Genomic DNA, 26510 nt, shown 5'->3' with positions numbered 1-26510 from the left:
GCCGCCGACCTGGCGGCTGCAGTGGTTCAGACAATAACCAGCGCGCCGCCCTTATGGGGGATCATAAACCAATAATACTGGTAGGCGCGCGAGGTCATGGCCGGGATTTAAGCCCAAGGCAGCATGGCCGTCAATCGCGGCTATGCCGATCTGTGTGGCCCATCACGCAAGATTCGGCGGAGAATCATCGCCAAAACGACGGATTCAGGCGTCCAAAGGCCGTAAATAACGCCGCTTTTGGGGTCGGATGCTCTATGATGGGCCAGCGGTATCGCGCGGCATCGGCGGCGCGGCCGGACAGGAGTTCTCAGTGACAAAACAGACTATGGCCGATGAGGCGCGGCTGCGGGCGGAAGTGCGGCAGGAAAAGGTGCGTCTGCGCGAGCAGCTCGCGGCAGAAACGGAACGCCAGCAGGAAGCCATGCGGCAGGCCACCCAGGACAAGGTTTCGCGTCTGCGCGACCTGCGTCTGGCCCGCGAGGCCATGGAACGCGATGCGGCGGATCGCCTGAAGGCGGAACGCGTTGCCGAACCGGCAGCCGCCAAGCGCTCGCACAAGGCGAAGCCCAAGGCCGCCTTGCAGGACGCCGAAGCAGCCGAACTTTAATCCCGCAGGGGCCTGATCCGCGGATCGTGAAGGCCGGCGGGTTCTCCCGCCGGTTTCCTTTCGCCCGGACGCGCCATACTGTGCCCCCGCATGAACGGGATTCCTTCCCCTGATTCTGATCCGCGGCGCCATGCACCGGCGACCTTGCGCAACCGCGAGGCCATCCTGGCCGTGCTGCGCGATGCGCTGCCTGATGTGATGACGAGTGGCGGCCTGCTGCTGGAGATCGCCAGCGGCAGCGGCGAGCATGCCGCCTGGATGGCGCCGCAGCTCAGGCCGCTCGTCTGGCAGCCGAGCGACTACAGCGCCGATGCGCTGCCCGGCATCGATGCCCATGCGCAAGACGCGACAGCGACCATGGGCGCCGCCACCGCCAACATCCGCCCCGCATTGCATCTGGATGTGACGCAGCCCTGGCCGATCAAGGCTTGCGATGCATTGCTCTGCTGCAACATGATTCATATCGCGCCCTGGATTGCGGCCAAGGCATTGTTTGCAGGCGCCGGGACAATCATGGCCAGCGGCGCGCCGCTGCTGCTCTACGGTCCGTTCCGTCGCGATGGCGCGCATACCGCACCATCGAATGCCGCCTTCGACGACGACCTGAAACGGCGCGATCCGCGCTGGGGCGTGCGCTGCCTCGATACCGAGGTGCTGCCGCTGGCGCGACGTTGCGGCTTTGGCCTTGATGCCGTCGTGCCGATGCCGGCCAACAACCTCACTGTCATCTTCCGGAAAACATGAGCGGTCTGCAGCATGGATAGCGTCACGCAGCTTCTGTTCGGTGGCGTCGTTGCCGGTGCAGGATTCCGCAGCAGTCTCGGTCGTCGCGCCATCGCGGCCGGCGGCCTGATCGGCACGCTGCCCGATCTCGATGTGCTGTCGGGTCTGTTTGGACCGGCCGCGGTGACCGATGCCTGGCAATACCATCGCGCCATCAGCCATTCCTTTCCCGCTACGCTCGTCTATGGCGCGGCCATCGGCTGGATGATCTGGAAGGCGGAAAAGCTGCGCCGCAAGCCGCTCGACGTGATCGACGACCGCACGCGCCGTCGCAGTTGGATGTGGCTGGGTGCGCTCAGTGCCGTCACGCATCCGCTGATCGACCTGTTCACATCCTACGGCACGCAGCTTCTGGCGCCGTTCAGCACGGTGCGCTTCGCCATCAACGCGATGCCGATCATCGATCCGCTGTATACGCTGCCGCTGCTGGTCGTCTTCCTGTTCAGCCTGATCACACGCGAGAAAGCCGAGGCGGCGCAGCGCGCGGCGCAGATCGCGCTGGTCTATGTCGGCCTGTACACCACCATGGCCTGGGGCATCGGCCTGCATATGGAGCAGCGCGCCCGCGATGAACTGCGCCTGCAGCAGCCGAACCAGGCAACGGCGGCGCGCATCGATGCCTATCCGCTGCTGCTGCAGCCCTGGTGGCGGCGCATCGTCGCCGATATGCCCGATGAAATCCTGATCGGCTTTGCCTCGCCCTTCACGACGCAGCCGATCGCCTGGCAGCGCGTGCCGCGGCCTGATCGCAATGATGCGCTGGTTGCCGTGCAGGCCACCAAAGCGGCAACCGTGTTCCGCTGGTTCGCTGACGGCAAGCTGCACTGGCGTCTGTTGCCCGATGCGGCTGCCGATAATCCGGGCGGCCTGGTGATCGAGGCGCGCGATTACCGCTATGGCATGCCGGGCGACAGTGTGCTGGGCTACTGGGGCCTGCGCTTCCGCGTCGATGCGCAGACCAGGATTCTGGGTGAACCGACCCTGTTGTCGGAGCGGCCGCCGATCACCAAAGCCGCATTCGAACAGACCTGGGGCGGCCTGACTGGCCGCTGAAGTCATGAATCCGGCTTGAATTCGGGCCGCATCGACACCATATCAGTCGGGAACCATCCGGGCGCCGCTGCGTTTTGCATACGCCCGATTTCAGGACCCGCTACAGGTCCCCTGTACAGGCCATTTGGCCGGCGGTCCTGCCACTTCCCACCCTGTCCCCGAACGCGGATGCACGATCCGCTGCCGGTTCATCATGACGATGATCAGTCCGGACAGATTTTTCATATTAGAGTCTCCAGGGAGCAGCCGATGTCCACCCGTCCCACCAGTGAGGAGGCGCGCAATCGCGCCGAACAGCGTTTCCAGAAAGTTTCCGAGCGCGAACGCGCCGCCGAACAGGCGATGAAGGAACAGGAAAAGCAGTACAAGGCCACCGCCGACAAGGTGGAGCGTCTGCGCGCGATGCGCATGGCCAAGGAAGCAGCCCAGAGCGATGGCGAACCGAGTGAACTTGAGCGCGAGGCCGAGGCTCAGGCTGTGGAGCAGCGCGCCGCCATCCTGGCGATCGGCAAGCCACCGGCGCCACCGAAGCCCAAGCGCGCCTCACGCAAGAAGGTCGTCGCCGTCAAGCATTAACCCCGTTCCCGCGGCCCGGTTCTGCCCTATCAGGGGCCTAGCCGGGCCGCAGCACATCCCCTATATTGCCCGCGCTATGCCAGACCGACCTAGCGTGGGCGTCACGCCCCAAGCCGGCCGCCGCAGTTTCTGTGTTGTCGCCGCCGCTTTCATAAAATTCCCGTATACCCGACAGCAGGGCGTTCATGTCGCTCGCGCTTGAACTGCTGCTGATCGTTGCGCTGATCCTGCTGAACGGCCTGCTCGCCATGTCGGAACTCGCCGTCGTCTCGGCGCGCAAGCCGCGCCTGGAGGCGATGGCGCGCAAGAAGAAGCGCGGCAGCGGCGGCGCGCGCATCGCCTTGCGTCTGGCCGCCGAACCCGGCCGCTTCCTCTCCGCCGTGCAGACCGGCATCACCCTGGTCGGCATTTTCGCCGGCGCCTATTCGGGTGCGACGCTGGCCGAGCGGCTTTCGGTCTGGCTGGTCGAACGCTTCGGCATCGAGATGGCGATCGCTAATCCGGCCGCATTCGGCGTGGTTGTCGGCGCCGTCACCTATCTGTCGCTGATCATCGGCGAACTGGTGCCCAAGCAGCTGGCGCTGAAGAACCCGGAAGCGATTGCCGCCGCCGTCGCCCCGCTGCTCAGCGCGGTGGCCACGATCTTCAGCCCCATCGTCTCGCTGCTCGATGTGTCGTCGCAGCTGCTGCTGCGCCTCATCGGCGGCGGGCGCACGAATAACGACGCGGTGACCGAGGAAGAAATCCGCCATCTGGTGGCGGAAGCGGAATCCGCCGGCACGGTGGAGCCGGCCGAACGCCTGATGATCGCCGCGGTGATGAAGCTGGGCGACCGCACGGTGCGCAGCGTGATGACGCCGCGCCATGATCTGGACTGGCTCGATCTGTCGGAAGCACATGAAGAGCTGCTGCTGCGCCTGCGCGAAACCACGCATCTGCTGTTGCCGGCGGCGCGCGGTTCGATCGACGAGCCGCTGGGCAGCGTCAGCGTCAAGGACGTGCTGAACATCCTGCTCGATGGCGGCCGTGACGAGCTGGCGCGGCAGAGCATCAATTCATTGGTGCGGCCGGTGCCGGCGCTGCATGAAAGCGCCGACCTGCTCGATGCGCTGGCGTTGCTGCAGAAATCGCCAAGCGGCATGGCCTTCGTGGTCGACGAGTTCGGCAGCCTGGAAGGCGTGGTCACTGCCAATGACATTCTCGAAAACATCGCCGGCAATTTCGCGCTCGGCGATGGCGAGGTGGCGCCCGGCCTGGTGCAGCGCGCCGATGGCTCCTGGCTGCTCGATGGCCTGCTGGCGCGCGAGGACATGGCCGAGCGGCTGAAGCTGAACCTGCCCGAGGAAGACGATCACCACACGGTGGCGGGTTTCCTGCTCGCGCGCTTCGGCCGCCTGCCCGAGGCCGGCGACATGGTGGAATGGGAAGGCTGGCGCTTCGAGGTCATGGACATGGATGGCCGCCGCATCGACAAGGTGCTGGCCGTGCCGCCGCCGGCGGCGTCAGCCGCCCATGACTCCTGATGGCGGCATCAGCCGCCCATGATCACATTTTCAGCGGATTGATCCGGGCAACGAAGCGGGGCGGAACCGGGACTGTTCGACCGCGTTACCATCCGTAGCCGGATAGGCCGTCATCCATCCGGTTGACTGCGCAAGTTATACACAGCCGTCTCCGCGGTTCATGTCGGGCAAAAAAAGGGGCCGCATCGAAATGCGGCCCAAGTCTAGGGAGGAAACGCCCGAGAAGGGCATGCAACAAACCGGAAGCTTGTTGCGTTGCAATATGTATCGCGGAGGCGGGTGCAGTGCAAGAGGAAAATGCGGTACAGAATGTCGCACCATGATTTCAATGAGTTGCATAACTTTGTGAGTCAGAAGCGCTCTGTACACGACAGATTGTTAGCTCACATCTTATTGTGCAACAGCGAATACTTTCAGACTGTTGCGCCCGGAACACAGGCAGTCTGATTTTTGATCAGTTTATGGGCAGGTTATGACAGCCGCCCGAATCAGCGCCCGAATCAGCGCCCGAATCAGCGGCTGAGCCAGCTGCCAATCCATTTCGGCAGGTCCTCGGGCAGCAGCGGCAGGGAGACGAAATAGCCCTGGCCGATGTCGCAGCCCTCGGCGGCGGCGCAGTCCCAGTCGCTCTGGGTCTCGATCCCCTCGGCCACCGTGATCATCCCCAGTTTCTTGGCCAGACGGACGCTGGACGAGACGATGGCGCGGGCGGCGTTGTCTTCCGAGGCCAGCGCCACGAACTGGCGGTCGATCTTCATCTCTTCGAAGGGGAAGCGCTGCAACTGCTCCAGCGAGGAGTAGCCGGTGCCGAAATCGTCGATCGCCAGGTTGAAGCCCTTCAGCCGCAGGCGCGTCAGCACCTCCAGCGCCGCTGTCTGATCTTCAATGAGCCGGCTCTCGGTGACTTCCAGCATGATGTCGGCGGGCTGCAGGCCGTTCTCGGCGGCGGCGGCCTCGATACGCTGCGGCAGATCAAGCTTGGTGAGATTGGCGGTCGAGAGATTCACCGCCATCTGCAAACGCAGCCCGTCGGCGCGCCAGCGTGCGGCCGCGCGCAACGCCTGCGCCAGGATGCTGTAGAACAGCGGCTCGGCGGCGATGCCGTTCTCGGCCAGCGGAATGAACTGTCCGGCGCCGATCATGCCACGCTGCGGATGACGCCAGCGCGCCAGCGATTCCACGCCGACCGGCTGGCGCGTATCCATGCGCACTTTCGGCTGCACGGCGATCTCGATCTGGCCCAGCCGGATCGCATCCAGCAGCTCTTCCTCGGTGAATGGCGCATCGGGCCGGCCGGGAATGCGCGCATCGCCTTCGCGCATGCGGCTGAGCAGGGCCGTGATGCTGCCGCGCGTCAGCGGTTTTTCCAACACGCCGAGAATGTTGAGGCGATGGGCGCGCGCCAGCGCCTCGGCCGTGCGCAGCACACGGCTGGCCTCGCCGCTGAACAGCGCGATCTGACCGGGGAAACCACGGTCGGCCAGATGCCGCAGCATCTCGATGCCATCCATCACCGGCATGTTGAGATCGAGCAGGATCAGGTCGCACGGGATGCCGGCCTTGCCCATGACATCCAGCGCGGCCAGCGCCTCGGTGCCATGCTCGGCCGTTTCGATGCTGCTGATGCCGGCGGTGCGCAGCATGGCCGTGGCCATGTCGCGCATCAGTTTCAGGTCATCGACCACCAGCACATGCAGGCGGGTGACATCCAGCATCTTCGCGGCATCGGTAATGGACTCGGGAGAGGACAAGCGGGCCTCGAATCAGGGTTGGCCCACTCTCGGCTTGCCGCTGGGGCAGGTCAAGCGGCGTTATCGCCGGTCTTTCCGGGCGGGCTCGGCTGCTCGATTTCACCGCGCCGCTGCAGGATACGCGCCAGCATCCAGCAGAGCGCAGCCCAGGCGCTGCCGGCGATCCATCCGCCCAGCACGTCGCTGGGCCAGTGCACGCCGAGATAGACGCGGCTCAGCCCCACCAGCACGGTGATCACGATGGCCAGGCCGATCAGGAACAGCTGCAGGCGCCGCGGGGTCACGCTGCGCGCCAGCAGGGCGGCGAGCGTGAGATAGGTGACGGCGGCCATCATGGCATGGCCACTGGGGAAGCTTTCGGTATAGACATGCATGCCATGCGGCACGAGATCGGGCCGCGGGCGGTCGAAGCCGAATTTCAAGACTCGCGACAGAAGCTGTCCGCCGCCCAGCGCCACCACCAGGAACAGGCCGGTGCGGTATTTGCGCAGCATCAGCAGCCAGCCCAGTGCCGCCAGCCCGATGAAGACCAGTGGCCCGGTGCTGCCGAATGCCGTCACGTCACGCACCATTTCCTCGACCCATGGCGGCCCGAGCGGATCAGACAGATCGGCCGGATTGCGTAAAGAGAGCAGCAGCGCGCGGTCGAGATCGTGGGTGTCGCCTTCCAGGACGTCGTCACTCAGCTCGGCGAAGACCATGAGCATCGCGGTGATGAAGCCGAAGACGAGCAGCAACTGCAGCTCGGTGCGGCGGAGCAGGGCGATGAAGGCGGTGAGGAAGCGCAGGATCATGACGAGAGTAACGCGCCGCTCAGCAGAAAAATCCGCGGCGGCGCGTAATTTTCAGCGGAATGCCGCGTGATACTCGTCGTTTGGCTGCATGTCGATGGCGGCAGCCATGCGGTTGCTCATGTTGAAGAAGCTGGCCGTCGAGGCGATGTCCCAGATGTCCTTGTCGCTCCAGCCGGCCTTGCGCAGCGCTTCGCAATCGGCTTCGACGATCTTGGCCGGCGTCTCGGTCAGCTTGGCGGCGAAATCCAGTGCGGCGCGAATCTTCGGCTTCAGGTCGGCGGCGCGATAGTTCATCACCATCAACTCGCCCAGCTTCGGGTCGCCGGAAATCTGGCGCACGGCGGCGCCATGGGCGGTGAGGCAATAGAAGCAGTGGTTGATGCTGCTGACCACCACCGCGATCATCTCGCGCTCCAGCTTGGTCAGACCGCTCTCGCCCAGCATCAGCTCGTTATACATTTCGGTGAAGCCGCGCAGCTTCTTCTGATCGAAGCTGTAGCTGAGCAGCACGTTGGGCACGAAGCCGATCTTCTCGTCGCATTTGGCGAAATAGGCTTGCGTGGCCGGATCAAGCTTGTTGCGCGCCGGCACCGGAATCTTCAGGGCATGCGGCTTGGGGGCTGCCTTGCTCGGCGCGGTCTTCTTCTGGGCGGTCTTGGCCATGGTTTCCTCCGTTGCGTATCCAGAGATTAGGGCGAAGCGCCGCCGGAACAAAGGGCCCTGGCGGGGGTTGGTCCCCCATCAGTCACAGCCGGGGAGAGTGCCATGCATGCCCAGATGATGATCCAGACCCATCCGCAGGTCGAAAACGACGTCGATGCCGATGCCGCGCTGATCGACTGCATCGAAGCTTGTTTCGACTGCGCCCAGACCTGCATCGCCTGCGCCGATGCCTGCCTGGCCGAGGATGACGCCGATCACCTGAAGCTGTGCATCCGGCTCGACATGGATTGCGCCGATCTCTGCGACACCACCGGCAAGGTGGCGACGCGCCGCACCGGCAACAACATCACCACGTTGCGGCTGATGCTGGCGGCCTGCGCAGAAGCCTGCCGCGTCTGCGCCAATGAATGCGAAGAGCATGCCGAGATGCACGAGCATTGCGCGATTTGCGCCGATGCCTGCCGTTATTGCGAGGAGTTGTGCCGCACCGCGCTGGGCGGAGCGTCCCGCACGATCCAGTGATTACCGCTTGTCGAAGCCGGACTTGAAGTCACCGACCTGACCGCGATGGCGCAGCAGGTGGTCGGCCAGCGTGAGCGCCAGCATGGCTTCACCGACCGGCACCGCGCGGATGCCGACGCAGGGATCGTGACGGCCCTTGGTGGCGATCTCGGTCTCGGTGCCGAAGCGATCAACCGTCGCACGAGGCGACAGGATGGATGAGGTCGGCTTCACGGCGAAGCGCACGACGAGTTCCTGGCCGGTCGAAATGCCGCCAAGGATGCCGCCGGCCTGGTTCGACTGGAATTCAGCCTTGCCATCCTTCAGGCGCATCTCGTCTGCATTGGCCTCACCTGACAGGGCTGCGGCGGCAAAGCCCGCGCCGATCTCCACGCCCTTCACCGCATTGATGCTCATCATGGCGGCGGCGAGGTCGGCATCGAGCTTGCCGTAGATCGGTTCGCCCAGGCCAGCGGGAATGCCGCTGGCGCGGACTTCCACCACGGCGCCGACCGACGAGCCCGCCTTGCGGATTTCATCGAGATAGTCTTCCCATTCCAGCGCCACTTTCGGATCGGGGCACCAGAAGGGATTCTGCGTCACGCTGTCCCAGCTCCAGGTCGAGCCGTCGATCTTCTTCTCGCCGATCTGCACCAGCGCGCCGCGAATCTGCACCTGCGGACCGATCAGCGTCTTGAGCACCTGACGCGCCACCGCACCGGCAGCCACACGGGCCGCGGTCTCGCGCGCCGAGCTGCGCCCGCCGCCGCGATAATCGCGGATGCCGTATTTGCTCCAGTAAGTGTAGTCGGCATGTCCTGGACGGAATTTGTCCATGATCTCGCCGTAGTCCTTGCTGCGCTGGTCGACATTGTCGATGAACAGCGAGATCGGCGTGCCGGTGGTCTGGCCTTCAAATGTCCCGGACAGAATCTTCACGGTATCCGGTTCGCGGCGCTGGGTGACGAAGCGCGAGGTGCCCGGCTTGCGCTTGTCCATCCAATCCTGGATGTCGGCTTCGGTCAGCGCGATGCGCGGCGGCGCACCGTCGATGATGCAGCCCAGCGCCGGCCCGTGGCTTTCGCCCCAGGTGGTGACGCGGAAGAGCCGACCGAAGCTGTTATCCGACATGAGGCCTGCTTACGCGTCTTTCTTGAGCGACAGCAGCAGATCGGCGACCTGCGCCGCCTGATCCACCGCCACCATGCCGACGCTGTGATAACCGCTGTCGACATGATGGGTTTCGCCCGTCACGCCCGAGCCGAGTTCGCTCAGCAGATACAGGCCAGCGCCGCCGACCTGTTCGATGGTGACGTTGCGGCGCAGCGGCGCATTCAGTTCGTTCCAGCGCAGGATGGCGCGGAAGTCGCCGATGCCGCTGGCAGCCAGGGTCTTGATCGGACCGGCCGAGATGGCATTGACGCGGATATTCTTGCGACCGAGATCGGCGGCGAGATAACGGACGGATGCTTCAAGGGCGGCCTTGGCCACGCCCATCACGTTGTAATGCGGCATGACGCGCTCCGCGCCGTAATAGGTCAGCGTCAGCGCCGAACCGCCGTCAGTCATCAGCTTTTCCGCGCGCTGCATCACGGCGGTGAAGCTGTAGCAGCTGACATTCATGGTCAGCGCGAAGTTATCGAAGCTGGTGTCGATATAGCGACCCTTCAGCTCGTTCTTGTCGGAGAAGCCGATGGCATGAACCAGGAAGTCCAGCTTGCCCCAGGCCTTTTCAAGGGCGGCGAAGGTGCTGTCGATCGAGGCGGGATTGGTGACATCGCATTCCAGCACATGCTGGGCGCCGATGGTGGCGGCCAGCGGCTTCACGCGCTTTTCCAGCGCCTCGCCCTGGTAGGTGAACGCCAGTTCGGCACCATGATTGTGCAGCGCCGTGGCGATGCCCCAGGCCAGCGAACGGTCGTTGGCGACGCCCATGATCAGGCCACGCTTGCCCTGCATGAGCGGTTGCGGATTGGACATGAATCCCCTCGGTAATCAGCTTTATTTGGGCCGGACGGCCGGGGCCGTCCTGTAAAAAAGGGCGGCCGGGCACGCATTCTGGTCGGGGAGACTACTCCAGTTGAGTCCCTGCGCCAAGGCGGATAACCTGTTTTTAAACAAGGACTTGGCAGAAATTTGGGGGGCCGTGTACGGAAGGCGCAAAGAAGCTGGGGTTCTCTTGGATAAAGGATGGGTTTCACACGTTTAACACTTATACTTCCCCGAAATCTGGTTTTCCGGCCGCCCCAGCCAATGTTCAGCCTGACCCTTCTCACTTTCCTGATTGTGCTCCGCGAAGGGCTAGAAGCCCTGCTCGTGGTTGCGGCGCTCGCCGCCTTCCTGATCCGGGCGGGCGAAAGCCACCGGCTGCAGGCGCTGGCCTGGGGCGTCGGCCTGGCGCTGATCGCCAGCCTGGGCGTCGCCTGGGTCTTCGAGGAAGTCTTCGCCAATATCGATGACCTGACTGAAGCCGTCATCATGCTCTGCGTTGCCGTGCTGCTGTTCCATGTCAGCGCCTGGCTCTGGCGGTTCCGCAACCTGCGGGTCTGGCAGCAGCATCTTGAGCAGAAGGTGAGCAGCGCACTGGCGGGCGACAGTTCGCTGATGCTGGGCACGATCGCGTTTCTGTCCGTCCTGCGCGAGGGCGCCGAGACCATCCTGTTCCTCTATGCCGCCACCGATGATGAAGTGGGCGCGATGCCCGCCGTGGTGATAGGCGGTACGCTGGCGGTGATCGCGCTGGCCGTCTGCTACTGGGCGATGACGCGCATGGCCATGCGGCTGCCGCTGCGACCGCTGTTTGCCGTCACTTCGATTTTCCTGTTTGTGCTGGGCTTGCGGTTTGTCGGCGAGGCGATCGACGAATTCCAGGTCGCCGGCTGGCTGCCATCAGATCAGGTGATGTTGCCTGATTGGCTGATCAGCCTCGGCGTCAACCCCAGCCTGCAGTCGCTGGGCCTGCAATTGCTGCTGATTCTGGGCGCGGGCGCCGTGCTCTGGCTGACGCCGGGCAGCAGGACCGGCAGCCCCGACAAGCTGGCGTAACCGGTCATGCCGCGCTGGCGCGGCATGACGGTCTGTGGTGGGCTCAGCCCAGGATGGACTGCAGTTTCATCGCCACGCCCATGCTGCCCTTGACCTTGAGCTTGCCCATCATGAAGGCGGTGGTGGGATCGAGATCGCCGCTCGACAGCGCGACGAAATTGTCCATCGAGATGGTGATGGTGCAATCTGCCTCGGCATCTTCGTTGCTCACGGTGCCGGCATTGCCGTCGACAAAGATCTGACCGTCATCGCCGAAATCGAACTTCACGGTGGCATCGAGCGCACCGGGCTTCACACGCTGGGTCATCTGCTGGGTGATCTGTTCGAGCGACATGGCGAAGGCTCCCGGTTGTATATCGATAGTTGCGCGGCGGAATTGACGTAACGTCAGGTGCCATGCGGGTTTTTCGCACCCTATATTGACGCTTACGTTAGCGTCAAGTAGCGTCTCTTCATAACGAAAAACAGATGACGGTTTCTCTTCAAAAGACCGCATCAGGGAGCGAAACATCCGATGCCGTATCAGTCGGTCTTCCGCGATGATTTGTTCGCCGGCCAGGTCATCCTGGTCACCGGCGGCGGCTCCGGCATTGGCCGTTGCACCGCGCATGAACTGGCGCGGCTCGGCGCCACGCTGGTGCTGATCGGCCGCAAGATTGAAAAGCTGCAGGCGGTATCGGAAGAGCTGCGTACGGACAATGGCGGCCATGTGAAAGTCGCCTGCTTCAGCTGCGACATCCGCGAGGAAGCTGCCGTCGCCGAGACGGTCACGCTGGCGCTGAAACAGTTCGGCCGCATCGACGGCCTGGTCAACAATGCCGGCGGTCAGTTTCCGGCACCGCTGGCCCAGACCTCGCAGAAGGGCTGGGATGCCGTGGTGCGCAACAACCTCACCGGCGGCTTCCTGATGGCGCGGGAATGCTACACGCAATGGATGGCCGATCACGGCGGCAGCATCGTCAACATCGTCGCCGATATGTGGATGGGCATGCCCAATATGGGTCATTCGGGTGCGGCACGCGCCGGCATGGTGAACTTCACCGAGACGGCGGCCTGCGAATGGGGCATGAGCGGTGTGCGCGTCAACGCCGTGGCGCCGGGCTGGATCGCCTCCAGCGGCATGGACACCTATCCCGACTGGATGAAGCCTCTCATTCGCGACATGCGCAACCATGTGCCGTTGCAGCGGCTGGGCACCGAGGCCGAGGTCTCGGCCGCCATCGTCTATCTGCTGTCGCCGGCGGCCAACTTCATCAGCGGCACGACCTTGCGTGTGGATGGCGCGGTGCCGAATGCGCGCCGGCATTATCCGCTCACCAAGCATGGAAAATCGCAGGCTTTCGACGGCTTCCACCGCGCGGTGCAGCCCGACGTTCTGAAAGAGAGCTGACGATGGCGCTGCTTCGCTCATCCGTCGAGACTGCGTCGGAGAGCTACCGGCAGAACCGCACTGACATGCTGGCGCTGGTCGATGGCTTCCGAAAGCTTGAGCAGCGCGTGCGCGACACTTCCAATGCGCGCCGGCCGGTCTTCGAGAAGCGCGGCCAGATCACGCCAAGAGACCGTATCAATCATCTGCTGGATCGCGGCAGCGCATTCCTGGAAATCTCGACGCTCTGCGGCTTCCAGATGCATGACGACGATGGCACCGAGAATATCATGGGCGGCGGCTTCATCGCCGGCATCGGCAGCATCAGCGGCATCCGCTGCATGATCACGGCGTCCGACAGCGGCATCAAGGGGGGCACCATTGCGCCGATGGGCCTGCGCAAATCCCTGCGGGCGCAGGAGATGGCCTATCGCAACAAGCTGCCGGTGGTGAACCTGGTCGAATCTGGCGGCGCCAACCTGAATTACCAGGCCGAGATTTTTGTCGATGGCGGACGCGGCTTCGCCAACCAGGCGCGGCTCTCGGCGGCTGGCATTCCGCAGGTCACCGTGGTGCATGGTTCCAGCACGGCGGGCGGCGCCTATATCCCGGGCCTGAGTGATTACGTGGTGGTGGTGAAAGGCCGGGCGAAGATTTTCCTCGCCGGGCCGCCGTTGCTCAAATCCGCCACTGGCGAGATCGCCACCGATGAAGAACTCGGCGGCGCCGAGATGCACACGACGGTGTCTGGCGTGGCCGAGTTCATGGCCGAGGACGATGCCGACGGGATTCGGATCGCGCGCGAGATTCTGCAGCGCCTGCCCTGGAACGAGCGCGGGCCGCAGCTACAGAAAAAAGCCTGGACTGCGCCGGCCTACGACATCGACGAACTCTGCGGCATCGTGCCGGTGGATTATCGCAAGCCCTATGACGTGCACGAGGTGATCGCCCGGCTGGTCGATGCCAGCGACTTCACCGATTTCAAGCCGACATACGGCAGCCACACGGTCTGCGGCCAGGCCAGCATCGAGGGTGAGGCCATCGGGATCATCGGTAACAACGGCCCCATCGACACCGAAGGCGCCGTGAAGGCCGCGCAGTTCATCCAGCTCTGCGACCAGAGCGACATGCCGATCGTCTTCCTGCAGAACACCACCGGCTACATGGTGGGGAAAGACGCCGAACGCGGCGGCATCGTCAAGCACGGCTCCAAGATGATCCAGGCTGTCACCAATGCGCGCGTGCCGAAACTGACCCTGCATATCGGCGCCAGCTTCGGGGCCGGCAATTACGGCATGTGCGGCCGCGCCTACGATCCGCGCTTCATCTTCGCCTGGCCCAACAACCGCATCGCCGTGATGGGGCCTGAGCAAGCCGCCGGCGTGCTGGGCATCGTGGCGGAAGAGAAATTCCGCCGCGCCGGCGCCGAACCCGACATGGTAGCGCTGGAGAAGATGAAGGCGCAGGTCGTGAAGAAGATGGAAGCCGAGTCGACGGCCTATTACGCCACCGCGCGGCTGTGGGATGACGGCCTGATCGATCCGCGTGACAGCCGCCGCGTGCTGGCGCTCTGCCTCGATATCTGTCGCGTGGCCGATGCGCGCGTCACCAAACCCAATGCCTTCGGCATTGCCCGCATGTGAAGGAGAACGCGTCATGGAGTTCACTCAGGAACATGAAGGCCTGCGCCGCAACCTGATCAAGTTCATCGATACGGAAATCAATCCGCATGTCGATGAATGGGAGCGCGATGGCATCTTCCCGGCGCATGCGCTGTTCAAGAAGATGGGCGATCTCGGTTTCCTCGGCATCAACAAGCCCACGGAATATGGCGGCCTCGGCCTCGATTACTCCTACCAGATGGTGATGATCGAGGCGCTGGGCCATATCAATTGCGGCGGCGTGCCGATGGGCATCGGCGTGCAGACCGATATGGGCACGCCGGCGCTTGCCCGCTTCGGCTCGGACGAGCTGCGGAAAGAGTTTCTCGTGCCCTCGATTGCCGGCGACCAGGTGGTCTGCCTCGGCGTGTCGGAAGTCGGCGCTGGCTCGGATGTCGCCGGCATCAAGACCACGGCCAGGAAGGACGGTGGCGACTACGTCATTAATGGTGGCAAGATGTGGACCACCAACGGCACCCAGGCCGACTGGATGTGCCTGCTGGCCAATACCGGCGAAGGCCCGATCCACCAGAACAAGTCTCTGCTCTGCCTGCCGATGAAGACCAAGGGCGTGCAGATCGCGCGCAAGCTCGACAAGATGGGCATGCGCTGCTCGGATACGGCGCAGGTCTATCTCGACGACGTGCGCATCCCGCAGCGCTACCTGATCGGCCAGGAAGGCCAGGGCTTCGTCTACCAGATGCAGCAGTTCCAGGAAGAGCGCCTGTGGTGCGCCTTCTCGTCACTGCTGGCCTTTGACCGCCATATCGACGAGACGATTGATTACACTCGCCAGCGCAAGGCCTTCGGGCAGTCGATCCTCGACAACCAGGTGGTGCATTTCCGCATGGCGGAATTGCGCACCGAGGTCGAGCTGCTGCGCTCGATCAGCTACCGCGCCGCCGATCTGATGCTGAAGGGCGAGGACGTCACCATGCTGGCCTCGATGGCCAAGCTGAAGGCCGGCCGGCTGGCGCGTGAGATCACCGATGCCTGCCTGCAGTATTTCGGCGGCATGGGGTTCATGAACGAGACGCCGATCAGCCGCGCCTATCGCGACAGCCGGCTCGCCTCCATCGGCGGCGGCGCCGACGAGGTGATGCTGGGGATCATCTCGAAATACATGGGCATCCTGCCCGGCAAGAAGAAGTCATAAGTGGCGTCTTTCGACACCATCCTGATCGCCAATCGCGGCGAGATCGCCTGCCGGGTGATCCGCTCGGCAAAGGCGCTCGGCTATCGCACGGTGGCGGTCTGGTCCGAGGCCGATGCCGGCGCGCTGCACACGCAGATGGCCGATGCAGCCATCTGTATTGGTCCAGCTGAGGCGAAGCAGAGTTACCTGAAGATCGCGGCGATCATCGCCGCCGCAAAGCAGGCTGGCGCGCAGGCGGTGCATCCGGGCTACGGCTTCCTGTCGGAGAATGCGGAGTTTGCCACGGCCTGCGCCGATGCCGGGCTGGTTTTCATCGGGCCGCCGGCCACGGCCATTGCCGCCATGGGCAACAAGGCGGCGGCCAAGCAGCGCATGATCGCCGCCAAGGTTCCCTGCGTGCCGGGCTATCAGGGGGCAGCGCAGGATGATGCGACGCTGGTGGCCGAGGCGAAAAAGATCGGCCTGCCGGTGATGGTGAAGGCGGCAGCTGGTGGCGGCGGACGCGGCATGCGTCTGGTGACGGAGGCCGCCGACCTGCCGCATGCGATCGGCACGGCGCGCGCCGAGGCGGAGAATGCCTTTGGCTCGGGCGAGTTGATCCTGGAAAAAGCCGTGGTCGACGGCCGGCATATCGAGATTCAGGTTTTCGCCGATACACAGGGCAACACCCTTCATCTGGGCGAGCGCGATTGCAGCGTGCAGCGCCGGCACCAGAAGGTCATTGAAGAGGCGCCGTCGCCGGCGGTCAATGCAGCCTTGCGCGCGCAGATGGGCGCGGCTGCGGTGGCCGCTGCGAAAGCCATCGGCTATGTCGGCGCCGGCACGGTGGAGTTCCTGCTCGATGCCGATGGCAAGAGCTTTTATTTCCTGGAGATGAACACGCGACTGCAGGTCGAGCATCCGGTGACCGAGATGATCACCGGGCTGGATCTGGTGGCGCTGCAGATCGCGGTGGCGGCTGGAAAACGACTCCCACTCACGCAGGATGACGTGACGCTGACCGGTCATGCCATTGAAGTGCGGCTCTATGCCGAGGCGCCGCATCAGGGCTTCCTGCCGCAGGCCGGCGAGCTGCTGCTGTGGCAGCCATCCGATGGCGTGCGCACCGATCACGGTCTGCATGCACACGGCCAGACCATCACGCCTTTCTATGATCCGATGATCGCCAAGATTATCAGTCACGGCGACACCCGCGACGCGGCGCGGCGCAAGCTGCTGGCCGCGCTGTCGCGCACCACCGCGCTGGGGCTGGAAACCAATCGCCGCTTCCTGATCGACCTGCTGTCTCATGCAGATTTCGCGGCGGGCAAGGCGACGACACGGTTCATCCCGCAGCATTTCGCGGCGATGATTGCCCCCGTGCCCGGCGATGTACTGCTGCAGGCGGCGGCGCTGCTGTGGTTCGAGCATAGTGCCGCGCAGTCTGGCCATGATCCCGGCCACAGCTGGTCTTCCACTGGCAGTGTCGTCTGGCCGGTGCTGCTCGGCTTCGGTGAGCAGACGCGCAAATGCCAGGTCGCCGTACTGGGCCTGGACCGCTACAGCATTGATGGCGCAGCCCTGCAGGTGACGCAGCGCAGCACGACCAGACTGCGCCTGCTGGTTGAAGGCGCCGAACGCGAGATCGCCTTCGCCTTTGCGCAGCAGACGCTGTATATCAGCAGTGGCCGTGACGATCTGGCCTGCCGCGATCTGACCTGGGCGCCGCCGGCAGAAAACGAAGCGGCGGCAGACCGTGAGCTGCGCGCGCCGATGAATGGCAAGATCGTCGCCGTGCTGGCCGCCGAAGGCGAGCGGGTGACCAAAGGCCAGCGGCTGGTAGTGATGGAAGCGATGAAGATGCAGCATGAGATGGTGGCGCGCATCGACGGCCTGGTGGAACGCCTGCCGGTGAAAGTGGGCGACCAGGTGGCGACGCGGCAGCTTCTCGCGTCGCTGACGGACTAGAGTGGGTGGAGTAACGCCATGAGCGAAACGATCAATGCCACCGTGCGGCCGCTGAAGGAATCGGATGCGGCATCCTACCGCGCCTGCCTCGACCAGATCGCGCGTGAACGCCTGTTTATCGCGTTTACCGAAGCGCCATCGGAGCGCGAGGCGCTGTTCTACATCAAGGCGATGATGCAGCGCGACCTGCCCTTCGTGGTCGCCGTCGATCCGCAGGATACGGTGGTCGGCTGGTGCAACATCCATGTCGCGCCCGACAATCCGCATCGTCCCGGCTTCAACCATGTCGGCGTGCTGGGCATGGGCCTGATCGAACAGTATCGCGGCAAGGGCCTGGGCACGCAGATGATGCAGGCTTGTTTCGACTGGTCCGGTCGCGTCGGCCTCGAGCGCATCGAGCTGCAGGTCTATGCCTCCAATACCGGCGCGGTGGCACTGTATCGCAAATTCGGCTTTGTCACCGAAGGCACGAAAATCCGCGCCCGCAAGCTGGATAACCATTACGACGACATCATGATCATGGCGCGCCTGCGGCCGCCCACCCCGGGCATGCGCTGACCATGCTGGCCGCCTCGCCCTATTACACGGCCGAGCATGAGGCCTTCCGCCACCAGTTGCGGCGCTTCGTCACCAAGGAGATCGCGCCTTTCGTCGATCAATGGGACGAGGCCGGCGAATTCCCGCGCGATCTTTACAGAAAGGCCGCCGCTGTCGGCCTGCTGGGCCTGAATTTCCCGGAAGCCTATGGCGGCATTGCGGGTGACCGTTTCTATGCCGTGATCGCCGCGCAGGAACTGGCGCGAGCTGGATCTGGCGGCGTGGCGGCGTCGCTGATGAGTCATACCATCGGAGCGCCGCCGATCGCCAAACTGGGCTCGGATGCGCTGAAGGCCAGGGTGCTGCCGGGCGTGCTCGGCGGCGAGAAGATTTCGGCACTGGCCATCACCGAGCCCTCGGGCGGGTCCGATGTCGCCAACCTGAAGACCACAGCGAAGAAGGATGGCGACCATTATGTGGTGCGCGGCGAAAAGACCTTCATCACCTCAGGGATGCGTGCCGACTATTACACCGTGGCGGTGCGCACCGGCGGGGCGGGCATGGGTGGCATCTCGCTGTTGCTGATCGAGCGCGACACGCCGGGCTTCACGCGCACGCCGCTGAAAAAGATGGGCTGGTGGGCATCCGATACCGCGACGCTTCACTTTGACGATTGCCGCGTGCCGGTGGAAAACCTGATCGGTCAGGAAAACGCCGGCTTCATGGGCGTGATGCTGAATTTCAATGACGAACGCTTGGGACTGTCGGCCTCCGCCATCGGCTTTGCCCGTGCCGCCTATGACGAGGCGCTGGACTATGCGCGGCAGCGCGAGGCCTTCGGTAAAAAACTGCTTGGCCATCAGGTGCTGCGGCACAAGCTGGTCGACATGGCGCAGCGCATCGAGGCGAGCCAAGCCTTTCTCGAACGCATCGCCTGGGCGCTCGATCAGGGTGAAAGCCCGATTGCCGAATTATGCATGCTGAAGAACCAGGCGACGCAGACCATGGCGTTCTGTGCCAGCGAAGCCGTGCAGATTCTCGGCGGCGCCGGCTTTATGCGCGGTTCAAAATCCGAACGCATCTATCGTGAAGTGAAGGTGAACGCCATCGGCGGCGGCACCGAGGAAATCATGAAGGACCTGGCGAGCCGGCAGCTCGGCTGGTGAGTGCGGCCAGACTGCGAAACAGTGGAAACATGGCGGCCATTGTCCCCCGACAATTCCGCACTGGATTTTTGTGAAATGCGGGAATATGAAGCGTCCTGCTATTTCAGGAGCGCCTCCCATGCAGATGTCCAACATTCCTTTCGGCACGACGGACTGGTCGAAGATCGAGCCAACGCACCACAAGGGCGAGACCGGCACCGCCACCTGGCGCACCCAGAAATTCGGCGATGTGCGCGTGCGCATGCTGGACTACACGCCGGGCTATCTGGCCGACCACTGGTGCGTGAAGGGCCATATCCTGTTCGTTCTTGAAGGAGAGCTCGTCACCGAGCTTGAGGACGGCCGCGAGTTCATCATGAAGGCCGGACAGTCCTATCAAGTTGCCGATAACGCCGAGCCGCATCGCTCGCGGACGGCGACGGGTGCCAAGCTGTTCGTTGTCGACTAGTCTGTATCTTTCGCGTCAGGGCAGGAAACACATAAAACAATGACAGTGCAGTCCGCGACGGCCTATCAGGGCACGGCAGAAGACATCGAATCGTCCTATGCCTGGCTGCGGCTGGCGGCGGCCGTGGTGCTGGGCACCATCGGCGGCATCGGCATGTGGTCGCCGGTTGTGACTGTGCCGGCCGTGCAGGCGGAGTTCGGCATCACACGCGCCGAGGCGGCACTGCCCTATACGCTGACCATGATCGGCTTTGTTTTTGGCAGCATCATGATGGGCCGTCTGGCCGACAAGCGCGGCATCATGTGGCCGGTGATGATCGCGGCATTGGCGCTCGGCATCGGCTATGTCGCGCTGTCGCATGCGCCAAGCATCCTGATCTTCGCGGCGATCTCCGGCGGCATCTGCGGCATGTTCGGCAGCGCCGCCATGTTCGCGCCGCTGCTGGCCGATACCTCGCAGTGGTTCAACCGCCGCCGCGGCTTCGCCATGGGCCTTTGCGCCGCCGGCAATTATCTCTCGGGCGTGGTCTGGCCGCCGGTGCTGGAGCATTTCATTGCCACCATCGGCTGGCGCGACACCCATTTCTATGCCGGACTGTTCTGCCTCGTCACCATGCTGCCGCTGGCGCTGCTGCTGCGCCGCCGTCCGCCGCTGCTGGTGCCGCTGGTGCAGACCGCCGCGCAAGCCAGTGCCGCCGCGCGGCCGCTCGGCCTGCAGCCCAACATGCTGCAATTCCTGCTGATGATCATGGGACTGGGCTGCTGCGTGGCGATGTCGATGCCGCAGGTGCATCTGGTCGCCTATTGTGTTGATCTGGGTTATGGCCCGGCGCGTGGCGCCGAGATGCTGGCGCTGATGCTGGGCTGCGGCATTGTCAGCCGGCTGGCATCGGGCTGGATTCTCGATCGCATCGGCGGGCTGTCGACGCTGCTGCTGGGCTCAACCCTGCAGATGATCGCGCTGTCGCTCTATCTGCCGTTTGACGGGCTGATGTCGCTCTACATCATCTCGGCCATCTTCGGCCTGGTGCAGGGCGGCATCGTGCCGAGCTACGCCTTCATCGTGCGTGAACTGTTTCCCGCAGGCCAGGCCGGCCTGCGCGTCAGCCTGGCGGTCTCGGCCACGCTGGCCGGCATGGCGCTGGGCGGCTGGATGTCGGGCAAGATCTACGACTTCACCGGCTCGTATCAGGCAGCCCTGCTCAATGGCATCGGCTGGAACCTGTTGAATGTGGTGATCGGCGCCTGGCTGCTGTGGCGACTGATGCAGCAGCGGCAGCTTTCTCAAGCCGCCGCTGCTTAAACCGTCGTCTTACGCCAGGCTGGTCTTGCCGGTCGCTTTGGCTGCGGTCTCGGCGCCATGCGTCGAGCTGCGGTCGAGCCGTTCCTCGGCGCGCAGGCGGGTGGCCGAGAGTTCGCCATTCTGTTCCAGGATCGGATAGGCCACAGCCGTCAGATGGCTGTTGATGCGCTTCAGATCGCGGATCAGGTCGAGATGGATGGCGCTGGTCTCAATGCTTTCCGAACGGCCATCGCGGATGCGCTGGTAGTGGTTCTCGGCGGCCAGCTGTTCGGCTTCGCGCAGGTCGGCCTTTTCCTTCAGCAGCTGGCGGGCCACTTTCACATCGCCTGACATGAACAGGTTGCAGGCCATCTGCAGGTTGGCGGCGACGCGGTGATGGAAGCCGGTCAGTTCGGCCAGGCCTTCCTTTGAGAAGGTCAGCTTGTTCTTGATCTTCTTCTGCGCCAGATCCATCAGGTTCTTGTCGATGATGTCGCCGATATGCTCGAGATTAGTGGTGAAGGTCAGCACGGCGACATAGCGCCGGCTTTCGGCTTCATCCATCTCGTGCTTCGACAGTTCGGTCAGATAGAGCTTGATGGCTTCGTACAGGCCGTCGACCGCATCGTCGGCCTGTTCCACGGCCTTTTTCAGCTTGGCGTCGTCATGGGTGAACACCGTCATAGTGTCGTCCAGCATGCGCGCCACGGCATCGCTCAGGCGCAGCGTTTCGCGCGCCGCGCCGGCCAGCGCCACGGTGGGCGAGTCGAGTGCCGAATGATCGAGATAGCGCGGCTTGGCGGCATCGTCGACGGTCGGCAGGTCCGGCATGATGCGGCGGGCCAGCTTGTCCAGCGGCGTGGTCAGCGGCAGGAAGACCAGCGCGATGGCGATGTTGAAGGCGGTATGCGCATTCACCGCCATGCGGGCGGCATCGGTGCCGAACACACCGAGCCATTGCGGCATCTGCGCAATAAAGGGCAGCACGGCGACGCAGGCGATCACGCGGGTGATCAGGTTGGCGAGCTGGGCGCGGCGTGCGGCGGGCGGTTCTCCCGAGGATGCGAGCAGCGGCGAGATCGCCGTGCCGAGATTGGCGCCGACGACGAGGGCGATGGCGAGTCCGGCATCGATGGTGCCGGCCTTGGCCATGGCGGCGGCCAGCAGCACGGTGGCCAGGCTCGCATGACTGATCCAGGTAATCACGGCAAACAGCAGGATGGCCAGGATCGGCTCACGCTCCAGCGGCGACATCACGATGGCGAGGCCGGGCGAGTTACGCAGCGGCGCCGACGCGCCGATGATCATTTCCAGCGACAGCAGCATCAGGCCCAGCCCGATCAGAAGGCGGCCACCATGGCGCGGCATGCCGCCTTCGCTCGACAGGAAACCGATGACGCCGAAGACCAGGCAGAGCGGTCCGAGCCAGTGCAGGTCGAGCGACAGATACTGTGCGGTGATGGATGTGCCGATGCCGGCGCCGAGCAGCACGGCGATCGCCGCGCCGCCGACGATCAGCCCGCGGCCGGCAAAGGACGACACGATCATCGCGGTCGCGGTGCTGGACTGCAGCAGCGCGGTCACGCCGATACCGGCGAGGAAGGCCTGGAAGCGGTTGCGCATGGCGCTGCCCAGATAGCGGCGCAAGCTGGCACCGAAGGCGCGCGTCATGCCGGTGCGGACCATGCGCACGCCCCAGAGCAGGAGCGCGACGCCGGCGGCCAGATTGAGAAGCAGTTCAGTCGCGCCTGGTGTGGTGGCAGGGTTCATCGCGCAGCCCCCCGGATATGGCGCGACAGGAGAGCGGGGGGCGCGCCAGCGTCTAGGGCGGGCGAATCAGGGTCGGGGTCCGGATCGCGGAAAACAGCCATTTTAAGAGATACCTCGAGGCAAAGTCGTATTGTTACAGTTCTATTACACCCAGATGACAGCCGGGCCAAGGCCTTAATACACCGGGTAAACCGCAAGGTTCCGTGACCGGGCGCACCGTCAGAGCTGGTGCAGACCAGTCTGCCCCCCAGTCAGGGCCTGCGGCAGTTAAGAGTTGGCCACCATGTGCGGGAAAGGTGGTGACAATGCGGCTGCTTGTGGGGCCGCCCTGGCAGGAAACCGCCGCCATTCCGGTTGCCAAGCTTCGAGCCGGTGTATAGGGCATACTGATCTGGCTCCGGAGTTCGGCAGAAACATTAGGCATGACGGACACGCGACATATGACTGCGGACTCGGATCGTCCCGGCCGTGAGATGGCGCAGCCACAGGTGTCCGCACCGGTGGGCCATGTCCTGATCGTCGATGACGATCCTGTCGTGCGCGACATCCTCTGCCAGTCGCTCTCGGAAAACGGCTATCAGGTCAAGGATTGCGCCGAAGGCGACCAGATGGAGGCGATGCTGCGGGTCTTCCCGGCCGACATCGTGCTGCTCGATATCCGGTTGCCCGGCGTCGATGGCCTGACGCTGACGCGCCGCCTGCGGGCGCGCTCCGATATCGGCATCATCCTGGTCACGCGTCTGGATGACGAGGTCGACCGCATCGTCGGCCTGGAGATCGGCGCCGACGACTATATCGCCAAGCCTTTCAATCTGCGGGAAGTGCGGGCGCGGGTCGGCGCGCTGATGCGGCGCATCGCCGCCAATGGCCGCAGCGATGTATCGGAGACGATCCGCTTCGAGAACTGGGCGCTCAACTTGGCGACCCAGCGCCTGCGCCGCGTCGATGGCGAGGAAGTCCGCCTCACGCCCGGTGAATATCAGGTGCTGGCCTGTCTGGTGCAGCGTTCGCAGAAGCTCACCACGCGCGACCATGTCGTCGCCATGGGCTCGGATACGGTGTCGCTGTCGGCGGAAAGCCTGGATGTGCTGGTGTCCCGTCTGCGCAAGAAACTGGGCGACAATCCGCGCGCGCCGCAACTGATCCAGACCGTGCATGGTCAGGGCTATGTTTTCGTACCGGCGCCTTACTAGCCTCGCCGCTGTCATCCTGCTGGGCTGGACCGGTATTGCCGTCGCCAGGACGGCGACGCTTCAGATCGGCGATCCCGTCAATCTGCTGATGCAGGCCGATGTCTTTCATGGCGCCGAAGCGGTGCTGCCGCCGGAGATCGCCGCCGTACGCGCCGTGGCCGGTAACCTGTCGCTGCCGCATGACATGTATGGCGAACGCTGGTTCGTGCTGACGGTCGAGAATCCCACCGGAACCGGACAGCGCGACTGGGTGCTGCGGATGGATACCGATCCGCTCTACCTGCCGGTCTTCGCCGTACTGAAGGACGGCGTAGTGCAAAGCCTGCAGCGGCGCGACGATGCCGTCGCCGTCGGCGTGACCAGCGGTGCGACGCTGGCGCTGGGCCAGCGCTTTCCATTCGCCGTGCCGACCGGCGAAACCCGCACGGTGGTGCTGCGGGTCGCTGCCGTATCTTTCAACACGCTGGTGGCCGATATCATTGATCTCCCCGGCTATATCGCCTGGGCCACCACCCATCATGTGATTGTGCTGTTCGCGCTGGCCGCCATCCTCGCGGTCGGGGTTTACAACCTCTCGCTCGGGCTGGCGCTGCGCCGCTGGTCGCATATCTGGTACGCCCTGCATGCGCTGTCGGGCTTTGTCACCTGGTGCGCGGTCTATGGCGTCTTCGCCGATCTGTTCGGCCTCACCGATCACAACCGCATTGTTTACAAGCTGTCCGTCGCCGGCATTGTGATGTTCAGCCCGCTCTTCGTCCGGTCGCTGTTCGCCGCCGACAAGATGCCCAGGGCCCTGGACCGCACCCTGCTGGTGATCGCGGTGATCCATGGCTGCTTCATCGCGCTCACGATCCTGCTGTGGCCGTTCCCGGACCTGCACCGCGCCTGGGTCAGGGGACCGGATTACTCCTATCTGCTGGCCATCCTGGGGAATGTGGCCATGGTCTGGGCCGGCATCTGGGCGGTCTGGCGCCGCATTGCCGGCGCCTGGTGGTTCCTGATCGGATGGGGCGCATATATCGCCAGCTCCAGCTATGCGATCCCGAGCACCTTCGGCCTCTATCCTTTCTCCGGCACAACCCTGCTCCTCATCCTCCTGGGGGCAACCTGGGAAGCGCTGTTGCTGTCGCAGGCGCTGGGCGCGCGCCTGCGGGCGCTCGACCGCGACCGCAGTGCTGCCGAGAACCGCCGCGAGGCGCTGCAGACCTTCATCGCCTCGATCAGCCACGACCTGCGCGCGCCGGTGCTGTCGATCATCGCCACAGTCAGCGCGGCGAGAACGCAGACCAGCGACATAGGACTGCATCGCCTGTTCGATCTGGTCAGCCGTTCCAGCGCCACGATGCTCGGCCTGCTGTCCGACCTGCTGGATCGCCAGCGTCTGGCGACGGCGCGCTTCCAGATCAATGCCGTGCCCTTCGATCTGGTGAATGTGGTCGAGGACTGCGTCGCCATGCTGCGCTATCGCGCCGAAGAGAAGGGCCTCAGACTGGATTACGCGCTGGATGGCACGATCGAGGCCGGCGCCAGCGGCGATCCGCTGCGGCTGAAGCAGATCCTAACCAACCTGCTGGACAATGCAGTGAAGTTCTCGGACAGCGGCACCGTCAGCCTCGCCGTCTCGGCCAGTGGCACCGGCGATGCGCGGCGCATCCGGTTCGAGATCGCCGATACCGGTCCCGGCATTCCGGCGGTGCAGCGCGATCAGGTCTTCGATCCCTTCTACAAGGCCGACCCGGAAACGCCGGGTGTCGGCCTCGGCCTGACGATCACGCGGCATCTGGCCGGCCTGATGGGTGGTTCGCTTGCCGTACAGGACAACGTGCCGCAGGGCACACGCTTCGTGATCGACCTGCCGCTACCGGTGGCGAGTTTCGGTGTGACCGGCCGGCGGCATACGATCTGGTTCATCGATGACGATGCGGACCAGCGCGATGCCTGGGCGCAGCTGCTCAATCGCGAGGTCATTGGCGTCGAGGCGGTACTGCCGCAGATGGCGGCGGACCATGCGCCGCAGGGCGAGATCGATGCCGTGCTGATGGACCTGTCGATCGACATGGACATGATGACCGCCATCATGCGCCGGCTGCGGCAGAGTCCGATCGCACGACAGGTTCCGGTCATTGCTTTCTCCGCCGATCCCGATCGCTGGACGCCGGCGGTGGGCGTTCTGGGCATCCTGCCCAGTCCGGGCAAGACGATGTCGCCGGCGGAAGTGGCGGCGCTGATCCGCGCCGCCGTCGCGGCGCTGCCGCTGGTCGACCGCGCCCGGCAGTTCGAGCTGTTCGACGAACTCGGCGCCGACGGCCTGCAGCGTGCGCTGGGCAAGTTCCTGCTGCTGACTGGCGATCTGGCAGCTGCCGACTCCGGCAGTCAGGGCAAGGCGACGGCCGATCTTCTGCATCGCCTGTCCGGCAGTGCCGCGCTGCTCGGGTTTCCCGAACTGGCGCGCGAGGCGCTGCGCGGCGAGAAATTGGTCGATGGCGGCAGCCGGGCGGATCTCGCCGCGCTGCGCCGGCTGATGGACGACAGCATCGACCAGTCGCCGCCGGCCCGTCTGGCCCGCGGCCGGGTCGAAGCGCTCCCCGCCTGAACGGGAAGCAACGAAACCTGAATGGATCGTAACGACGGTCCAGCTTCGATTGCTGTCGCTATGCCGGTTCAGTAACACCCAGGGAGGATGCAT

At 64.4% G+C, this 26510-nt stretch carries 24 protein-coding genes; 17 read left to right on the top strand and 7 right to left on the bottom strand.

Annotated elements, in window-relative coordinates:
• Positions 1-310: 310 nt before the first annotated feature.
• The 5 genes from AC1RRE_RS01450 (at position 311) to AC1RRE_RS01430 (ending at position 4542) form a co-directional block, all read left to right on the top strand.
• Complete coding sequence (locus tag AC1RRE_RS01450; protein WP_492979269.1) at positions 311-607, top strand: hypothetical protein; 297 nt, start codon at positions 311-313, stop codon at positions 605-607.
• Between the two features lie 90 nt (positions 608-697).
• On the top strand, positions 698-1351 hold the full coding sequence (locus AC1RRE_RS01445) for a DUF938 domain-containing protein (protein WP_492979268.1): 654 nt from the start codon (positions 698-700) through the stop codon (positions 1349-1351).
• Between the two features lie 12 nt (positions 1352-1363).
• Positions 1364-2443 (top strand): metal-dependent hydrolase, encoded by a 1080-nt coding sequence (locus AC1RRE_RS01440; RefSeq protein WP_492979267.1) that lies wholly within the window; start codon positions 1364-1366, stop codon positions 2441-2443.
• 249 nt (positions 2444-2692) lie between these two features.
• A complete protein-coding gene (locus AC1RRE_RS01435) occupies positions 2693-3019 on the top strand; it encodes a hypothetical protein (protein WP_492979266.1) in 327 nt (108 codons plus the stop codon).
• Between the two features lie 185 nt (positions 3020-3204).
• Positions 3205-4542 carry a hemolysin family protein gene (locus AC1RRE_RS01430; protein WP_492979265.1) on the top strand — a complete coding sequence of 446 codons (1338 nt, stop codon included), beginning with the start codon at positions 3205-3207 and terminating at the stop codon, positions 4540-4542.
• Between the two features lie 512 nt (positions 4543-5054).
• Here the strand turns inward: AC1RRE_RS01430 and AC1RRE_RS01425 are convergent.
• The 3 genes from AC1RRE_RS01425 to AC1RRE_RS01415 are packed head-to-tail and all read right to left on the bottom strand — an operon-like array spanning position 5055 to position 7750.
• Positions 5055-6293, bottom strand: coding sequence for an EAL domain-containing response regulator (locus tag AC1RRE_RS01425; protein ID WP_492979264.1), 1239 nt, complete (start codon positions 6291-6293; stop codon positions 5055-5057).
• 50 nt (positions 6294-6343) lie between these two features.
• Positions 6344-7087, bottom strand: coding sequence for a phosphatase PAP2 family protein (locus tag AC1RRE_RS01420; RefSeq protein WP_492979262.1), 744 nt, complete (start codon positions 7085-7087; stop codon positions 6344-6346).
• Positions 7088-7138: 51 nt separating this feature from the next.
• A complete protein-coding gene (locus AC1RRE_RS01415; RefSeq protein ID WP_492979261.1) occupies positions 7139-7750 on the bottom strand; it encodes a peroxidase-related enzyme in 612 nt (203 codons plus the stop codon).
• Positions 7751-7852: 102 nt separating this feature from the next.
• Here AC1RRE_RS01415 and AC1RRE_RS01410 point away from each other — a divergent pair, with 102 nt between their 5' ends.
• Complete coding sequence (locus AC1RRE_RS01410) at positions 7853-8272, top strand: four-helix bundle copper-binding protein (protein WP_492979260.1); 420 nt, start codon at positions 7853-7855, stop codon at positions 8270-8272.
• Here AC1RRE_RS01410 and aroC read toward each other — a convergent pair whose 3' ends face one another.
• Entirely contained in the window at positions 8273-9382 is a 1110-nt protein-coding gene (gene aroC / locus AC1RRE_RS01405; RefSeq protein WP_492979259.1) for a chorismate synthase, read from the bottom strand.
• Between the two features lie 9 nt (positions 9383-9391).
• On the bottom strand, positions 9392-10231 hold the full coding sequence (gene fabI / locus AC1RRE_RS01400) for an enoyl-ACP reductase FabI (protein WP_492979258.1): 840 nt from the start codon (positions 10229-10231) through the stop codon (positions 9392-9394).
• A 273-nt stretch (positions 10232-10504) separates the two neighbouring features.
• On the opposite strand from fabI, the gene AC1RRE_RS01395 reads away from it, so the two are divergent.
• The gene (locus tag AC1RRE_RS01395) at positions 10505-11296 is read left to right on the top strand and encodes an FTR1 family iron permease (protein WP_492979257.1); all 792 of its coding nucleotides are present in this window, start codon (positions 10505-10507) and stop codon (positions 11294-11296) included.
• 43 nt (positions 11297-11339) lie between these two features.
• Here AC1RRE_RS01395 and AC1RRE_RS01390 read toward each other — a convergent pair whose 3' ends face one another.
• A complete protein-coding gene (locus AC1RRE_RS01390; RefSeq protein WP_492979256.1) occupies positions 11340-11630 on the bottom strand; it encodes an SCP2 sterol-binding domain-containing protein in 291 nt (96 codons plus the stop codon).
• A gap of 180 nt (positions 11631-11810) precedes the next feature.
• Between AC1RRE_RS01390 and AC1RRE_RS01385 the strand changes: the two genes are divergently transcribed.
• From AC1RRE_RS01385 to AC1RRE_RS01350, 8 genes are all read left to right on the top strand, one after another.
• Positions 11811-12686 (top strand): SDR family oxidoreductase, encoded by an 876-nt coding sequence (locus tag AC1RRE_RS01385; protein WP_492979255.1) that lies wholly within the window; start codon positions 11811-11813, stop codon positions 12684-12686.
• Positions 12687-12688: 2 nt separating this feature from the next.
• The gene (locus tag AC1RRE_RS01380) at positions 12689-14308 is read left to right on the top strand and encodes an acyl-CoA carboxylase subunit beta (protein WP_492979254.1); all 1620 of its coding nucleotides are present in this window, start codon (positions 12689-12691) and stop codon (positions 14306-14308) included.
• A gap of 13 nt (positions 14309-14321) precedes the next feature.
• Positions 14322-15482 carry an acyl-CoA dehydrogenase family protein gene (locus tag AC1RRE_RS01375; RefSeq protein ID WP_492979253.1) on the top strand — a complete coding sequence of 387 codons (1161 nt, stop codon included), beginning with the start codon at positions 14322-14324 and terminating at the stop codon, positions 15480-15482.
• Positions 15483-17429 carry an acetyl/propionyl/methylcrotonyl-CoA carboxylase subunit alpha gene (locus AC1RRE_RS01370; protein WP_492979252.1) on the top strand — a complete coding sequence of 649 codons (1947 nt, stop codon included), beginning with the start codon at positions 15483-15485 and terminating at the stop codon, positions 17427-17429.
• A gap of 18 nt (positions 17430-17447) precedes the next feature.
• Complete coding sequence (locus AC1RRE_RS01365; RefSeq protein WP_492979251.1) at positions 17448-17987, top strand: GNAT family N-acetyltransferase; 540 nt, start codon at positions 17448-17450, stop codon at positions 17985-17987.
• A 2-nt stretch (positions 17988-17989) separates the two neighbouring features.
• The gene (locus AC1RRE_RS01360) at positions 17990-19132 is read left to right on the top strand and encodes an acyl-CoA dehydrogenase family protein (protein WP_492979250.1); all 1143 of its coding nucleotides are present in this window, start codon (positions 17990-17992) and stop codon (positions 19130-19132) included.
• Between the two features lie 118 nt (positions 19133-19250).
• A complete protein-coding gene (locus tag AC1RRE_RS01355) occupies positions 19251-19580 on the top strand; it encodes a DHCW motif cupin fold protein (protein WP_492979249.1) in 330 nt (109 codons plus the stop codon).
• A gap of 39 nt (positions 19581-19619) precedes the next feature.
• Positions 19620-20882, top strand: coding sequence for an MFS transporter (locus AC1RRE_RS01350; RefSeq protein ID WP_492979248.1), 1263 nt, complete (start codon positions 19620-19622; stop codon positions 20880-20882).
• A gap of 9 nt (positions 20883-20891) precedes the next feature.
• Here AC1RRE_RS01350 and AC1RRE_RS01345 read toward each other — a convergent pair whose 3' ends face one another.
• Positions 20892-22631 (bottom strand): Na/Pi cotransporter family protein, encoded by a 1740-nt coding sequence (locus AC1RRE_RS01345; RefSeq protein ID WP_492979247.1) that lies wholly within the window; start codon positions 22629-22631, stop codon positions 20892-20894.
• Between the two features lie 440 nt (positions 22632-23071).
• Between AC1RRE_RS01345 and AC1RRE_RS01340 the strand changes: the two genes are divergently transcribed.
• Complete coding sequence (locus AC1RRE_RS01340; protein WP_492979246.1) at positions 23072-23824, top strand: response regulator; 753 nt, start codon at positions 23072-23074, stop codon at positions 23822-23824.
• Complete coding sequence (locus tag AC1RRE_RS01335) at positions 23799-26417, top strand: ATP-binding protein (RefSeq protein ID WP_492979245.1); 2619 nt, start codon at positions 23799-23801, stop codon at positions 26415-26417. The genes AC1RRE_RS01340 and AC1RRE_RS01335 overlap by 26 nt, the downstream gene beginning before the upstream one ends.
• The last annotated feature ends 93 nt before the right edge of the window (positions 26418-26510 follow it).

Source organism: Ferrovibrio sp. GW821-FHT12D07 (genome assembly GCF_058807275.1).
This window is presented reverse-complemented; position numbering and strand designations above follow the sequence as displayed.